Source organism: Streptococcus sp. LQJ-218, from assembly GCF_003428885.1.
In the GTDB taxonomy this organism is placed as follows: domain Bacteria; phylum Bacillota; class Bacilli; order Lactobacillales; family Streptococcaceae; genus Streptococcus.
Genome location: NZ_QQRU01000008.1, coordinates 1 through 15,528 on the forward strand (window position 1 = coordinate 1; position 15,528 = coordinate 15,528).

Sequence of the window (15,528 nt, forward strand, 5' to 3'; positions counted from 1 at the left end):
ATATTCAATTTTGAGTAGGTATTACTCAGAGTTAAGTGACGATAGCCTAGGAGATACACCTGTACCCATGCCGAACACAGAAGTTAAGCCCTAGAACGCCGGAAGTAGTTGGGGGTTGCCCCCTGTGAGATAAGGAAGTCGCTTAGCTTTTATCCGCCATAGCTCAGTTGGTAGTAGCGCATGACTGTTAATCATGATGTCGTAGGTTCGAGTCCTACTGGCGGAGTAGTTATTTCAAGGAGGTTTAGACCTCTTTTTATGTAATTAATAAGGCTCTTTGTCAACTGTAGTGGGTTGAAGTCAGCTAAGATCGAGAAAGGACAAATTTTGTCCTTTCTTTTTTGATGTTCAGAGCGATAAAAATCCTTTTTTTGAAGTTTTCAAAGTTCCGAAATCCAAAGGCGTTTCGTTTGATAAGTTTGATGAGATTATTGGTGGCTTCTAATTTGGCGTTGGAATAAGGTAATTGAAGAGCGTTGACGATTTTCTCTTTGTTCTTTAGAAAGGTTTTAAAGACAGTTTGAAAAATAGGATGAACCTGCTTCAGATTGTCCTCAATGAGTCCGAAAAATTTCTCTGGTTTCCTATTCTGAAAGTGAAAAAGTAAGAGCTGATAGAGCTGATAGTGGTGTTTCAAGTCTTCTGAATAGCTCAAAAGCTTGTCTAGAATTTCTTTATTGGTTAAGTGTATACGACTGGGAGAATGTTTCAGCCTGAGCCTAGAAATTCGAAATCGAAGCTGTTTAGCCAAGTCATAGTAAGGACGAAACATATCCATCGTAATGATTTTCACTTGACAACGAACGGCTCTATCGTAGCGAAGAAAGTGATTTCGGATGACAGCTTGTGTTCTGCCTTCAAGAACAGTGATAAGATTAAGATTATCAAAATCTTGCGCAATGAAACTCATCTTTCCCTTTGTAAAGGAGTACTCATCCCAGGACATAATCTTAGGCAGACGAGAAAAATCAAGCTTAAAACGGAAGTCATTGAGCTTACGAATGACAGTTGAAGTTGAAATGCCAAGCTGATGAGCAATATCGGTCATAGAAGTTTTTTCAATCAACTTTTGCACAATTTTTTGGTTGATGATACGAGGGATTTGATGATTCTTCTTGACGAGAGAAGTCTCAGCAACCATCATTTTTGAACAGTGATAGCACTTGAAACGGCGTTTTCTAAGGAGAATTCTAGAAGGCATACCAGTTGTTTCGAGGTAAGGGATCTTAGAAGTTTTTTGAAAGTCATATTTCTTCATTTGATTTCCACAATCAGGACAAGAAGGGGCCTCATAATCCAGCTTAGCGATAATTTCTTTGTGGGTATCCCTATTGATGATTTCTAGAATCTTGATATTTGAGTCTTTAATATCGAGTAGTTTTGTGGTAAAATGTAATTGTTCCATAGGATTCTTTCTAATGATGGTTTGGTCACTTTTCATTATAGATCTTATGGGACTTTTTTCTACACAATAATAGGCTCCATAATATCCATAGGGGATTTACCCATTACGAATATTATAGAGCTAAAGTTTTAAGGCGGTTTTTAGGACTTTAATCGTTTGAAATTTAGTTAGTAAATCTATTCCTATTCTGTCACTTTTTTCTATTTGTTATCTTTTTGAGGTTGATATTTGAGCAATTCAGGATTTGATAATAACTGTTTATAATTTTTTGTTAGAATAAGGTCATAAAAAGAAAAGGAGTATAATTATGCTACAAAATATTTATAATCAGATGACAGATTTCTATAACAGTATCGAAGAAGAGTATGCTACTTTCTTTGGTGATAGTTGGGACTGGGAACATTTTCATTTTAAATTTTTGATTTATTATCTTTTCCGATATGGCATTGGTAATCATCGGGATTTTATTGTTTACCATTATCGTGTTGCTTATCGTTTGTATCTTGAAAAATTGATAATGAAACAAGGTTTTGTTGCTTGTTGAGACAGTATGAATTAATTTCCGAACAAATTTAACTTTTTGTGGGAAAATAATGATAAATAGCCGGAATTTTTTCTAAAACATTTTTTAATAGTTGGAAATAGCAACTCTTTCTATTGTTTCTTCTTGATAAAAAGGCAATTTTTTCTTATAATAAATTGTAAGATATAATTGCAGGTGAGAGTCCTGCCATGTATGTGAGAAAGGAAGAGCCTGAGGGCTCAGACAAGATTATGACTTCAGTTGTTGTTGTAGGTACCCAATGGGGTGATGAAGGTAAAGGGAAGATTACTGACTTCCTTTCAGCGAATGCAGAAGTGATTGCACGTTACCAAGGTGGTGATAATGCAGGTCACACGATTGTGATAGATGGTAAGAAATTTAAGTTGCACTTGATTCCATCTGGGATTTTCTTCCCTGAAAAAATCTCTGTTATTGGAAATGGGATGGTTGTAAATCCTAAATCTCTTGTAAAAGAGTTGAGCTATCTTCATGAGGAAGGTATTACAACTGATAACTTACGAATTTCTGATCGTGCGCATGTTATTTTGCCTTATCATATCGAGTTGGATCGTTTGCAAGAAGAAGCTAAGGGTGAAAATAAGATTGGGACTACTATCAAAGGGATTGGTCCAGCTTATATGGACAAGGCTGCTCGTGTTGGGATTCGTATCGCAGATCTTTTGGATAAAGATATTTTCCGTGAGCGTTTAGAACGTAACCTTGCTGAGAAGAATCGTCTTTTTGAAAAATTGTATGACAGTAAAGCGATTGATTTCGATGATATTTTTGAAGAGTATTACGAATATGGTCAACAAATCAAGAAGTATGTGACAGATACATCTGTCATTTTGAACGATGCGCTTGATAATGGCAAACGTGTTCTCTTTGAAGGTGCACAAGGTGTTATGTTAGATATTGATCAAGGTACTTATCCATTTGTTACGTCATCAAATCCTGTGGCTGGTGGTGTGACTATCGGTTCTGGTGTTGGTCCAAGCAAGATTGATAAGGTTGTAGGTGTATGTAAAGCCTATACCAGTCGTGTAGGAGACGGTCCATTCCCAACTGAGTTGTTTGATGAAGTGGGAGAAAGTATCCGTGAAGTAGGTCATGAGTATGGTACAACTACTGGTCGTCCACGTCGTGTGGGTTGGTTTGACTCAGTTGTGATGCGTCATAGTCGTCGTGTTTCTGGTATTACTAATCTTTCATTGAACTCTATCGATGTTTTGAGCGGTTTGGATACAGTGAAAATCTGTGTGGCCTATGATCTTGATGGTCAACGTATTGACTACTATCCAGCTAGTCTTGAGCAATTGAAACGTTGCAAGCCTATCTATGAAGAGTTGCCAGGTTGGTCAGAAGATATTACCGGAGTTCGTAATTTGGAAGATCTTCCTGAGAATGCGCGTAACTACGTTCGTCGTGTGAGTGAATTGGTTGGCGTTCATATTTCTACTTTCTCAGTAGGTCCTGGTCGTGAACAAACAAATATTTTAGAAAGTGTTTGGTCCTAAGATATTTTTAAGATTTGTTTAAGATAGGTCGGGTATACTATAGACAGTTACAAGAAGACCTCCTAACTTGTTGTAACAATATCCTAAACTTTTCTTTTTCATAATAATCTCCCTATAAAGTCACCGCATTCGGTGGCTTTTTTTGTCTTGGGATTCATGATATAATAATAAAATCGACAAGTAGAAAAAGGGAAATTGATGAATTATACAGTTGAAGAAAAAGAAGTCTTTATGAGGAAAGCTTTGAGAGAGGCTGAGATTGCTCTTGAACACGATGAAATTCCAATTGGTTGTGTGATTGTCAAGGACGGAGAAATCATTGGTCGTGGGCATAATGCGCGTGAGGAATTGCAACGAGCGGTTATGCATGCGGAAATTATGGCTATAGAGAATGCGAATCTGAGTGAGGAGAGCTGGCGCTTGCTGGATTGCACGCTTTTTGTGACCATTGAGCCTTGTGTCATGTGTAGTGGAGCTATTGGACTCGCCCGTATTCCAAACGTAGTCTATGGGGCTAAAAACCAGAAATTTGGTGCTGCTGGGAGCTTGTACGATATCTTGACAGATGAGCGTCTCAATCATCGTGTGGATGTTGAAACGGGAATTTTGGAAGATGAATGCGCAGCTATTATGCAGGATTTTTTTAGAAATAGACGGAAAAAATAATTTTGCTTTTAAAATGAACAGGAATGTGATATAATAAATAATGGAGCAACAGTTCTGCGTGAAGCGGGTCAGGGGAGGAATCCAGCAGCCCTAAGCGATTTGAATTGTGTGCTCTTTTTTTCGTGCTTTTTCCGAATAAATAAGATAGAATAATCTAGAATAAATGATGATAGAAAAGAGAAGATGATGAAAATTCGTGGTTTTGAATTGGTTTCGAGTTTTACAGATGAAAATTTATTGCCCAAGCGCGAGACAGCGCATGCGGCTGGTTACGACTTAAAGGTTGCAGAGCGTACAGTGATTGCACCAGGAGAAATCGTTCTCGTCCCAACTGGGGTCAAGGCTTATATGCAACCGACTGAGGTTCTCTATCTCTATGATCGTTCTTCAAACCCTCGCAAGAAGGGCTTGGTTTTAATTAACTCCGTTGGGGTCATTGATGGGGACTATTATGGAAATCCTGGAAATGAAGGGCATATTTTTGCGCAGATGAAGAATATCACAGACCAAGAGGTTGTTCTTGAAGTTGGGGAACGTGTAGTTCAGGCTGTTTTTGCACCATTTTTAATCGCAGATGGAGATGAGGCAGACGGCGTGCGGACTGGTGGATTTGGATCGACTGGGCACTAAGATGAAGATTATCTTTGTGCGTCACGGGGAGCCAGATTACCGTGAGTTAGAGGAGCGTTCTTATACGGGATTTGGAATAGATTTGGCACCCTTGTCTGAGAAGGGACGGCAGCAAGCTAAGGAACTGGGCAAAAATCTTTTGCTACACTCAGCTGAAATAATCGTATCTTCTGCAGTCACAAGAGCTTTAGAAACGGCTTCTTATGTGGTTTGTGCTACGGAACTTCCTTTAAGAGTAGAGCCTTTATTACATGAATGGCAGGTCTATGAAAGTGGCACAGATAATTTTGAAAAAGCTCGTATTCTGTTTCTAGAAAATAGAGGGGAGTTACTTCCTAATAGTCCTATTCAATATGAGACAGCTGAAGAGATGAGAGCTCGATTTCTCGAATCTATGGGCAAGTATCGGGACCATCAAACTGTGGTAGTTGTCACTCATCGGATGCTGATACGGCAGTTTGTGACAAATGAGAAGATTGATTTTTGCCAAGTGATTGAGTGTGAGATAGAGATTTAGAAAGAGGTTTATTATCGCAAAGAAAAAAGCGACATTTGTATGTCAAAATTGTGGGTATAATTCCCCTAAATATCTGGGACGTTGCCCCAACTGTGGGTCTTGGTCTTCTTTTGTAGAAGAGGTTGAGGTTGCCGAGGTCAAAAATGCGCGTGTGTCCTTGACAGGGGAGAAAACTAAGCCCATGAAACTGGCTGAGATTACTTCAATCAATGTTAATCGAACAAAGACAGAGATGGAGGAGTTCAACCGTGTGCTTGGAGGCGGAGTGGTACCAGGAAGTCTTGTTCTCATCGGTGGGGATCCTGGGATTGGGAAATCAACTCTCCTCTTACAAGTATCGACCCAGTTGTCTCAAGTGGGGACTGTTCTCTACGTCAGTGGGGAGGAGTCTGCCCAGCAGATTAAACTCCGTGCAGAACGCTTGGGAGATATTGATAGCGAGTTTTATCTCTATGCAGAGACTAATATGCAGAGTGTTCGCGCAGAGGTAGAGAGAATCCAGCCAGATTTTCTCATTATTGACTCTATCCAGACCATTATGTCTCCTGAAATTTCAGGGGTACAGGGATCTGTTTCTCAAGTGCGTGAGGTGACGGCAGAACTGATGCAGCTGGCCAAGACCAATAATATCGCCATCTTTATCGTAGGACATGTAACCAAGGAAGGTACCTTGGCTGGTCCTCGTATGTTGGAGCATATGGTGGATACGGTACTTTACTTTGAAGGGGAGCGCCACCATACCTTTCGTATTTTGAGAGCGGTCAAAAACCGTTTTGGTTCGACTAATGAGATTGGGATTTTTGAGATGCAGTCAGGTGGCTTGGTTGAGGTCCTCAATCCGAGTCAAGTTTTCTTAGAAGAGCGTTTAGACGGGGCAACTGGTTCTTCCATCGTTGTGACCATGGAAGGGACGCGTCCGATTTTGGCGGAGGTTCAGGCTTTGGTGACACCGACCATGTTTGGAAATGCCAAGCGTACTACGACAGGACTTGATTTTAATCGTGCGAGCTTGATTATGGCTGTTTTGGAAAAGCGGGCAGGGCTACTTTTGCAAAATCAAGATGCCTATCTAAAATCTGCTGGTGGTGTTAAACTAGATGAGCCTGCGATAGACTTAGCTGTGGCGGTTGCCATTGCATCAAGTTACAAGGATAAGCCTACCAATCCTCAGGAATGTTTTGTGGGAGAACTCGGCTTAACGGGAGAAATTCGGCGCGTGAATCGTATCGAGCAACGCATCAATGAAGCTGCTAAACTGGGCTTTACTAAGATTTATGTACCGAAGAATTCCTTGACAGGAATCACTCCACCCAAGGAAATTCAGGTCATTGGAGTAACAACGATTCAGGAAGTTTTGAAAAAGGTCTTTGCATAATTCGTGACAAATCCTCTTAAAAATGATAAGATAGGAGAAATATTTGACTATCAAATTTTCAAGGAGGGAATCGTGTCGTATTTTGAACAGTTTATGCAAGCCAATCAGGCTTATGTTGCTCTACATGGGCAGTTAAATCTGCCACTTAAACCTAAAACTAGAGTAGCCATTGTGACCTGTATGGACTCACGTTTGTACGTTGCGCAAGCTCTGGGCTTGGCACTTGGGGATGCTCATATCTTGCGAAATGCAGGTGGTCGAGTAACTGAGGACATGATTCGTTCGCTAGTTATTTCCCAGCAACAAATGGGGACAAGAGAGATTGTGGTATTGCACCATACAGACTGTGGAGCTCAGACCTTTGAAAATGGCCCTTTTCAGGAGTATTTAAAAGAGGAACTAGGTGTTGATGTGTCAGACCAGGACTTTTTGCCTTTCCAAAATATAGAGGAGAGTGTACGCGAGGACATGCAACTCCTTATCGAGTCCCCCCTAATACCAGATGATGTCATTATCTCTGGTGCTATTTACGATGTAGATACAGGAAATATGACAGTCGTAGAATTATAAATACTTGATTTAGAAAGAAAGTGTATGAAGAAAAACAGTATACTATTTATTTTTATTTTATTGCTATGTATTGGTTTACAGTATGAAACCATCTACTATACGGACGGTTCGATGTCAGGTGCGGAATTTAGACTAATGGGAGTTTCTATCTTTCTAGCTCTTTTTTACATGATTCCGGCTCTTTATTTCCTTTTCCGTTTTGGAAAAAAGTGGGAATTGCCAAAGAAGGCCTTGATCTTGTCTTTATTGGGTGGAATGTTCCTCTCAGGTTGGTTGTCTAGCTTTGCGAATACCTATATCCATGATTTATTGGGTGCTCTTTTCCCAGATAGTGCATTTTTAAATGCCTTTGAAAGTGCGATTGTGGCTCCTTTGGTAGAAGAGCCGTTGAAATTGTTGCCACTTATCTTTGTTTTAGCTTTGATTCCTGTGCGAAAATTAAAATCTTTGTTTTTATTAGGGATTGCTTCTGGTTTGGGATTTCAAATGATTGAGGATATTGGCTATATTCGTACGGATTTGCCAGAGGGATTTGACTTTACTATTTCGAGAATTTTAGAGCGTATCATCTCAGGAATTGCCTCTCACTGGACTTTTTCAGGTCTGGCTGTAGTAGGTGTTTACTTGCTTTACAGAGCCTATAAAGGACAAAAGGTTGGCAAGAAAGAGGGGCTTATTTTCCTAGATTTAGCCTTAGGAACTCACTTCTTGTTTAACTCTCCTTTTGTAGAATTAGAGACAGAGTTGCCAGTAGCGATTCCAGTAGCTACGGCTATTACTCTTTATGGTTTTTACCAGGCTTATCGCTTTGTTGAGAAGCACAATGAGTTGATGAACTAGAATATTTTTCAAAAGAATGATGCAAGGGTACAAATATGGTACCCTTCTTTTATTTTTGATTGAAAAATACTGCAAAAAGCGCTACAATGGTAGATGGAAAAATCTTGTGAAAAGCACAAGCGATACATATATACCGGAGGAAATCATGTCTTTTTCTGATTTAAAGCTGTTTGCCCTTTCTTCTAATCAAGAATTGGCAGAGCGTGTGGCGCAGGAGATTGGGATAGAGTTGGGGAAATCAAGTGTCCGCCAATTTTCGGATGGAGAGATTCAGGTCAACATCGAAGAATCAATCCGTGGGAAACACGTCTTTATCCTACAATCAACTAGCTCGCCTGTAAATGACAACCTGCTTGAAATTTTGATTATGGTAGATGCTTTGAAGCGTGCCAGTGCAGAATCTGTCAATGTTGTCATGCCTTACTATGGGTATGCACGTCAGGATAGAAAGGCGAGAGCGCGTGAGCCAATCACTTCAAAACTTGTCGCAAATATGCTTGAAGTAGCTGGAGTGGATCGTTTATTGACCATCGACTTGCATGCTGCGCAGATTCAAGGATTCTTTGATATTCCTGTGGATCATTTGATGGGGGCTTCTCTGATTGCGGATTATTTTGAGCGTCGTGGCATGGTTGGTTCTGACTATGTGGTTGTCAGCCCAGACCATGGAGGGGTGACTCGTGCCCGTAAGTTGGCAGAATTTTTGAAAACACCTATCGCTATCATTGATAAACGTCGTAGCGTTGATAAGATGAATACTAGTGAAGTCATGAACATCATCGGTAAGGTCGAAGGCAAGACTTGTATCTTGATTGATGATATGATTGATACAGCAGGAACGATTTGTCATGCGGCAGATGCCCTTGCAGAAGCTGGTGCTGTTGAAGTCTATGCAAGCTGTACGCACCCAGTTCTTTCTGGTCCTGCTATGGATAATATCCAAAATTCAGCCATTAAGAAACTAGTTGTTTTGGATACTATCTATCTGCCAGAAGAACGTTTGATTGATAAGATTGAGCAGATTTCAATCGCTCATCTTCTAGGGGATGCTATCGTACGTATCCATGAAAAACGCCCACTTTCTCCACTTTTCGGTATTGAGAAAAAGATTTAATGAATTCGTTGGATCAGACAAAACTCCTAACAAAATGATAGACCTTGTTGGGAGTTTTCTTAATTAGATCAGAAAAATGTGAAAATTTCACTAATTCTTCGTTTTTTAGTCCATTTTTTCCTTAATCTTTTGAGAATATTGCTTGTTTTTTAAGAATATAATAAATTTTACTAGATTTTTACCAGGAATTTTAAAAAAAGATTAAGAAAAAGCTTGACAACCTAGATATATGTGATATAATTTGAGTTAATAAGGTTTATCCTTATAAATAAAATTAAAATTAAAGAGGAGATAAGACAATGAAGAAAGTTTTATTGACATCAGTAGCAGCTCTTGCAGTATTCTCAGCAGCAGCTCCAGTTTTTGCACAAGGAGAAAATCCAGCTTCTTCTAACCAATTGATCCAAAAGAAATATGTTTCTGAACGTGATATTGCAGACGAAGTAAATACACAAGTTGCAGCACATGACGCTGAAATTCGTGCCGAAGTTGCAACACAACCTTCTGTAGTGGCAGCTCAAGCAACTCTTGATGCAGCTAAAGATTACACTGGTCATGATCATGATGTAAAACTTGCTCGCGCTCAAGAAGACTTTGATCGTGTTTACAACGAAGCTTACAACATTGTTCGTAACCGTTACGTTCAAGTAATGCAACAAAAACTTCGTGACACTCTTGCGAACCAGTATAATGATCCAATCAAAGATAACGAACCAAATGATAAACGTATTGCTGACGACCAAGCAGCACAAGGTAAAGCGCCTGCAGCATCAGCTGATGATCAAGATGCAACTAAACCAGCAGATGGTAAACCAGGTGCTGTAGACCAAGCTAAAAAAGCAGACGATGCTGCTAAAAAAGCAGGCGCAACTGCTAAAGCAGGTCAAAAAGCCCTTCCAAAAACACACGCTGCTAAATAATTTTATTTAAAAAGTAGCCAATCACTGAAACTTGGTTTCAGTGATTTTTTTGGTAAAAAATGAGGGAGGAAAAGATGAGTAGACGTTCTACGACAAAGAAATCACCAATTACTAAAATAATTGCTTCAATCGTTGCAGTAGCTATCGTTGCTTTGGGAGGCTTCTTTATCTATAAGAGCTTCCTAGCTCCAAGTGGAGATAAGCTAAATGATGCAAAGATTACTCAGGAAGCTCCAAAACAAGCCTATACTACTAGCGCAGAAGAAAAGGAATACCTCGCAAATAAATTTAAAGGCTTGCTTGCAACAAACTCTGAAACAGTTGGTTATGTCTATATTCCTGGTACTCAATTGGATGAACCAGTCGTTCAAACAACTGATAATTCAACTTATTTAGATAAGAGATTTGATGGTGGTCACGAACCTTATATGGGAACAGTGTTTATGGATACAGATAATAAAAAGGATTTTAGTGACCGTTTAACTTGGTTATTTGGTCATGCTCGTGGTAGTAAAGTTGGGGATCATCGTATGTTTAATGATGTGAACTACTATAGTCGTCAAGATTATTTTGATGAACATCCATATGTTGTGATTGAGACTCCAGAGAGAAAGTATTACTATGAAGCAGTTGCTATGATTATAGTACCAGAAGAAACAGCCTTTTATCGCACTTCATTTGATGATGATAAAGATTTTCAAACTCAGTTAACAACTATTTATGAAACAGCTGAAGTTAAGAAACCAAATGTTAAAGTGTCAGCTAAAGATAAGTACTTAGTTCTTTCAACTTGTCGTGAAGAAGATGAAACGATTCGTGCGAATCTATATCTTCGTCAAATACCAGACTCAGAAATGAGTGAGTTTGTCAAACAACACAAAGATCAATTAATGTATAAACCAACAAGATAAATATATAGACTATTACTACAATAGGAATGAATATAGTCTAGCAAGAATAAAAGTTCTTTGCAGTGAAAAAGGATTTCACTTTTATAATTATAAATCATAACAACAGAATTTAGTCATGGGCTAAGTTCTGTTTTTTAAAAACTAAATGGCTATATTCGAAAAAAGATTGAAAAATACTTGGTCTGACTCTTCCCAATGGTATTTTTTGGTGCTTTCCTTTATAATGGGTGTATGGATAAGAAAAAATTATTATTGATTGATGGGTCTTCTGTTGCTTTTCGGGCGTTTTTTGCGCTCTATCAGCAGTTGGACCGTTTTAAGAATGCGGCTGGTTTACATACCAATGCGATTTATGGCTTTCAGTTGATGTTGAGCCATTTGTTGGAGCGGGTTGAGCCTAGTCATATTTTGGTGGCTTTTGATGCGGGAAAGACGACCTTCCGTACCGAGATGTATGCGGACTATAAGGGTGGTCGAGCTAAGACTCCGGATGAGTTTCGTGAGCAATTTCCTTTCATTCGTGAGTTGCTGGATCATATGGGGATTCGTCATTATGAGTTGGCTCAGTATGAGGCAGATGACATCATTGGGACACTGGATAAGCTAGCTGAGCAGGATGGTTTTGATATTACCATTGTCAGTGGGGACAAAGACTTGATTCAGCTGACGGATGAGCATACAGTTGTTGAAATTTCTAAGAAAGGTGTGGCTGAGTTTGAGGCCTTTACGCCAGACTATCTCATGGAAAAGATGGGCATCACACCGACTCAGTTTATCGATCTAAAGGCGCTCATGGGTGATAAGTCGGATAATATCCCTGGGGTGACCAAAATTGGTGAAAAGACGGGTATCAAGCTCTTGCTGGAGCATGGCTCACTCGAGGGGATTTATGAAAATATCGATGGGATGAAGGCTTCTAAGATGAAGGAAAATCTCATCAATGATAAGGAACAGGCCTTTTTATCGAAAACACTAGCGACCATTGATACCAAGGCACCGATTGAGATTGGTGTGGAGGATTTGGTCTATAGTGGTCCAGATGTGGAAAATCTCGGGAAATTCTACGATGAGATGGGCTTCAAACAGCTCAAGCAGGCTTTAAATGTGTCGTCAGCTGATGTGGCTGAGAACTTGGACTTTACTATTGTTGACCAAATCAGTCAAGACATGCTGAGTGAAGAGTCTATCTTCCATTTTGAGCTTTTTGGTGAGAATTACCATACGGATGATTTGGTTGGTTTTGCCTGGTCTTGTGGGGAAAAGCTCTATGCTACAGACAAGCTTGAACTTTTGCAAGAGCCGATTTTCAAAGACTTTCTAGAAAAAACACCTCTGAGAGTGTATGACTTTAAGAAGGCTAAAGTTCTCTTGAATCGTTTTGGTGTGGATTTGCAGGCGTCTGCTTTTGACAGTCGCTTGGCTAAATACCTCCTTTCGACTGTGGAGGACAATGAAATTGCGACCATCGCTAGTCTTTATGGTCAGACTTATTTGGTCGATGATGAGACTTTCTATGGTAAGGGAGTCAAGAAGGCCATTCCTGAACGCGAGAAATTCTTGGAACATTTAGCTCGCAAGCTTGCAGTTTTGGTTGAAACAGAGTCTGTTTTGCTTGAGAAACTAAGCGAAAATGGGCAATTAGAGCTTCTTTATGATATGGAGCAACCTCTGGCTTTTGTCCTTGCTAAGATGGAAATTGCTGGGATTACGGTTAAGAAAGAGACCTTGCTTGAGATGCAGGCTGAAAATGAGCTTGTCATTGAAAAACTGACTCAGGAGATTTATGAACTGGCTGGTGAGGAGTTTAATATCAACTCGCCTAAACAGCTGGGCGTGCTTCTCTTTGAGAAATTGGGACTTCCTCTCGAATACACTAAGAAAACCAAGACTGGATACTCGACAGCGGTGGATGTCTTGGAGCGCCTTGCTCCTATTGCGCCAATCGTTAAGAAAATCCTAGACTATCGTCAGATTGCTAAGATTCAATCTACCTATGTGATTGGTTTGCAGGACTGGATTTTGGCTGATGGAAAGATTCATACTCGCTATGTGCAGGATTTGACCCAGACCGGGCGTCTATCTAGTGTGGATCCAAACTTGCAAAATATTCCTGTTCGCTTGGAACAAGGTCGTCTCATTCGTAAGGCTTTTGTACCTGAGTGGGAGAATAGTGTGCTGCTCAGTTCCGACTATTCACAGATTGAATTGCGCGTTTTGGCGCATATCTCTAAAGATGAACACTTGATCAAGGCCTTTCAAGAGGGGGCAGATATCCATACTTCGACAGCCATGCGAGTCTTTGGCATTGAGCGTCCTGAGGATGTGACTCCAAATGACCGTCGCAATGCCAAGGCTGTCAACTTTGGAGTGGTTTACGGGATTTCAGATTTTGGTTTATCTAATAATTTGGGTATTAGCCGTAAGGAAGCCAAGGCCTACATTGATACCTACTTTGAACGCTTCCCAGGTATTAAAAACTACATGGATGAAGTGGTGCGTGAGGCGCGTGATAAGGGCTATGTGGAGACCCTCTTCAAGCGTCGTCGTGAGTTGCCAGATATCAATTCACGTAACTTTAACATTCGTGGTTTTGCGGAGCGTACAGCGATTAACTCACCTATACAAGGATCGGCTGCAGATATTCTCAAGATTGCTATGATTCAGCTGGATAAAGCTTTGGTTGCAGGTGCTTATCAGACTAAGATGCTTCTACAAGTTCACGATGAAATTGTCCTTGAAGTTCCTAAGTCTGAATTGGTAGAGATGAAAAAATTGGTCAAACAAACCATGGAAGAAGCTATTCAACTCAGTGTTCCCCTCATTGCAGATGAAAATGAAGGGGCAACTTGGTACGAGGCTAAATAAAAAGGGGGCTAGTCCTCCTTTTTTGTAGTAGAATATGATGCAAGCCTTTTCAAATTGTGCTATACTGAAGAAAAAGGAGGATTTCTATGAGTCAAGAATTTATCAATCCAAGTGATGGCGTGATTCGTCAGTATCTCGCAACAAGTAAAACCCTTGCTGTGGTGGGTTTATCAGACCGTGAGGAAACAACCAGCAATCGAGTAACCAAGGAAATGCAGGCTCGGGGTTATAAAATCATCCCAGTCAATCCCAAGGCGGCAGGTGGCGAAATCTTGGGTGAAAAGGCTTATGCTAGCCTAGCTGAGATTCCTTTTCCTGTAGATATTGTCAATGTTTACCGTCGCAGTGAGTTTTTGCCAGATGTGGCGCGTGATTTTCTCAAGGCTGATGCTAAGATTTTTTGGGCACAGCTAGGACTTGAAAGTTTAGAAGCGGAAGAAATCTTGCGTGCTGGTGGATGTGATGACATTGTGATGAATCGTTGCATCAAGAGAGAACATACACGCTTGATTGAGGAAGCATAAGAAAAAGGTAGCTGATTGGCTATCTTTTGTATTAGAAAATTCCGATAAGGGTCTGCACACCAAGACTAGTGAGGATGATGGCAATCCAGCAAATGGCTCCGAGAACAATGGATTTTCCGCTGGATTTGATCATAGTGACAAGATTTGTTTTGAGGCCGATAGCACTCATGGCCATGACAATAAGGAATTTAGAGAGTTCTTTGAGAGGGGTAAAGAAACTACTGGACACACCTAGAGAGGTGAGTAGTGTAGTGAGGAGAGAGGCAAGGATAAAGTAAAGGATAAAAAGTGGGAAGACTTTTTTCAGTTGTAGGCTTTGCTTGTTTTCTTGCTTACGACTTTGCCAGTAGGATAGAAAGAGCGTGATAGGGATAATGGCCAAAGTACGTGTGAGTTTAACAATGGTTGCAGACTCGAGGGTATTGCTTTGGTAAAGACTGTCCCAAGCGCTGGCGGCAGCCGTTACAGAGGAAGTGTCGTTGACCGCAGTCCCTGCAAAGAGGGCGAAGCCTTCATTGGATAGATGAAGCCAAGTGCCGAGGGTTGGAAAGATGAGCGCAGCCAAGACATTGAAGAAAAAGATAACGGAGATGGCTTGGGCTACTTCCTTTTCCTTAGCATCAATAACGGGCGCTGTCGCTGCAATGGCAGAGCCACCGCAGATAGAAGAACCTACTCCAACCAAGGTAGCCAGTTTTGTGTCCAGTGCAAAGAAACGCTGGAAGAGGTAGGCAATAATCAAGGCTATTGAAATGGTGGACAGGATAACGGGGAGTGAGGATTGGCCAACTGCAAAGACCTGCGAGATATTAAGACCAAAACCAAGCAAGACAACGGCATACTGGAGCAATTTCTTGGAACTGAAGGTCAATCCAGCATCCAGTTGTTTATAGGACGAGAGAAAGGGATGTAGGAGCATTCCCATGAAAATGGCAAAAACGGGCGCGCCAATAACAGGGAAGAATCCTCCTAAGTACCAAGATACAATAGAAATGAGAAGGCAGGCCAAGATACCTGCTCCATTTTTTGATAGAAATGACATAAAAACCTCCGAATAGAATCTCTTATCATTATAGACCTATAAACAGGAAAAGTAAAGTAGAAAGAGGAAAAGCTATTCTATAATGTAT

The 15,528-nt window shown here is 40.4% G+C and carries 15 protein-coding genes, 1 tRNA gene, 1 rRNA gene and 1 other RNA gene; 16 read left to right on the plus strand and 2 right to left on the minus strand.

The window, feature by feature from the left end; all coding sequences use genetic code 11:
* Window positions 1-31 precede the first annotated feature (31 nt).
* Window positions 32-147 (plus strand): 5S ribosomal RNA (gene rrf, locus D2908_RS07640).
* Window positions 148-152: 5 nt separating this feature from the next.
* Window positions 153-226, plus strand: a tRNA-Asn gene (locus D2908_RS07645).
* 78 nt (window positions 227-304) lie between these two features.
* On the opposite strand, the gene D2908_RS07650 is transcribed toward D2908_RS07645, so the two are convergent.
* A complete protein-coding gene (locus tag D2908_RS07650; protein WP_206269744.1) occupies window positions 305-1,405 on the minus strand; it encodes a transposase in 1,101 nt (366 codons plus the stop codon).
* Between the two features lie 307 nt (window positions 1,406-1,712).
* Between D2908_RS07650 and comW the strand changes: the two genes are divergently transcribed.
* The 14 genes from comW to D2908_RS07720 all read left to right on the plus strand — a co-directional run bounded on the left by comW (window position 1,713) and on the right by D2908_RS07720 (window position 14,398).
* Window positions 1,713-1,949: a sigma(X)-activator ComW gene (gene comW, locus D2908_RS07655; RefSeq protein WP_117306090.1), complete on the plus strand. Its 237-nt coding sequence runs from the start codon at window positions 1,713-1,715 to the stop codon at window positions 1,947-1,949.
* A gap of 230 nt (window positions 1,950-2,179) precedes the next feature.
* Window positions 2,180-3,466 (plus strand): adenylosuccinate synthase, encoded by a 1,287-nt coding sequence (locus D2908_RS07660; protein ID WP_117306279.1) that lies wholly within the window; start codon window positions 2,180-2,182, stop codon window positions 3,464-3,466.
* A gap of 198 nt (window positions 3,467-3,664) precedes the next feature.
* Window positions 3,665-4,132 carry a tRNA adenosine(34) deaminase TadA gene (tadA, locus tag D2908_RS07665; RefSeq protein ID WP_117306092.1) on the plus strand — a complete coding sequence of 156 codons (468 nt, stop codon included), beginning with the start codon at window positions 3,665-3,667 and terminating at the stop codon, window positions 4,130-4,132.
* Window positions 4,133-4,164: 32 nt separating this feature from the next.
* An RNA gene (gene ffs, locus D2908_RS07670) (signal recognition particle sRNA small type) lies at window positions 4,165-4,262 on the plus strand.
* 56 nt (window positions 4,263-4,318) lie between these two features.
* On the plus strand, window positions 4,319-4,762 hold the full coding sequence (locus tag D2908_RS07675; RefSeq protein ID WP_000701981.1) for a dUTP diphosphatase: 444 nt from the start codon (window positions 4,319-4,321) through the stop codon (window positions 4,760-4,762).
* Complete coding sequence (locus D2908_RS07680) at window positions 4,713-5,279, plus strand: histidine phosphatase family protein (protein WP_117306093.1); 567 nt, start codon at window positions 4,713-4,715, stop codon at window positions 5,277-5,279. Before D2908_RS07675 ends, D2908_RS07680 begins: the two co-directional genes overlap by 50 nt.
* A 10-nt stretch (window positions 5,280-5,289) precedes the next feature.
* Window positions 5,290-6,654 carry a DNA repair protein RadA gene (radA, locus tag D2908_RS07685; RefSeq protein WP_206269745.1) on the plus strand — a complete coding sequence of 455 codons (1,365 nt, stop codon included), beginning with the start codon at window positions 5,290-5,292 and terminating at the stop codon, window positions 6,652-6,654.
* Between the two features lie 72 nt (window positions 6,655-6,726).
* The gene (locus tag D2908_RS07690) at window positions 6,727-7,224 is read left to right on the plus strand and encodes a carbonic anhydrase (RefSeq protein WP_165847471.1); all 498 of its coding nucleotides are present in this window, start codon (window positions 6,727-6,729) and stop codon (window positions 7,222-7,224) included.
* 24 nt (window positions 7,225-7,248) lie between these two features.
* Window positions 7,249-8,064 carry a PrsW family glutamic-type intramembrane protease gene (locus D2908_RS07695; RefSeq protein ID WP_117306098.1) on the plus strand — a complete coding sequence of 272 codons (816 nt, stop codon included), beginning with the start codon at window positions 7,249-7,251 and terminating at the stop codon, window positions 8,062-8,064.
* A gap of 145 nt (window positions 8,065-8,209) precedes the next feature.
* A complete protein-coding gene (locus D2908_RS07700; protein WP_117306100.1) occupies window positions 8,210-9,178 on the plus strand; it encodes a ribose-phosphate diphosphokinase in 969 nt (322 codons plus the stop codon).
* Between the two features lie 299 nt (window positions 9,179-9,477).
* Entirely contained in the window at window positions 9,478-10,098 is a 621-nt protein-coding gene (abpA, locus tag D2908_RS07705; RefSeq protein ID WP_117306101.1) for an amylase-binding adhesin AbpA, read from the plus strand.
* Window positions 10,099-10,172: 74 nt separating this feature from the next.
* The gene (gene srtB, locus D2908_RS07710) at window positions 10,173-11,009 is read left to right on the plus strand and encodes a class B sortase, LPKTxAVK-specific (RefSeq protein WP_117306103.1); all 837 of its coding nucleotides are present in this window, start codon (window positions 10,173-10,175) and stop codon (window positions 11,007-11,009) included.
* Window positions 11,010-11,240: 231 nt separating this feature from the next.
* Entirely contained in the window at window positions 11,241-13,874 is a 2,634-nt protein-coding gene (gene polA, locus D2908_RS07715; protein ID WP_117306281.1) for a DNA polymerase I, read from the plus strand.
* Window positions 13,875-13,960: 86 nt separating this feature from the next.
* Window positions 13,961-14,398: a CoA-binding protein gene (locus D2908_RS07720; RefSeq protein WP_000076477.1), complete on the plus strand. Its 438-nt coding sequence runs from the start codon at window positions 13,961-13,963 to the stop codon at window positions 14,396-14,398.
* 31 nt (window positions 14,399-14,429) lie between these two features.
* Here D2908_RS07720 and D2908_RS07725 read toward each other — a convergent pair whose 3' ends face one another.
* Window positions 14,430-15,440, minus strand: coding sequence for a YeiH family protein (locus tag D2908_RS07725; RefSeq protein ID WP_117306105.1), 1,011 nt, complete (start codon window positions 15,438-15,440; stop codon window positions 14,430-14,432).
* Between the last annotated feature and the right edge of the window lie 88 nt (window positions 15,441-15,528).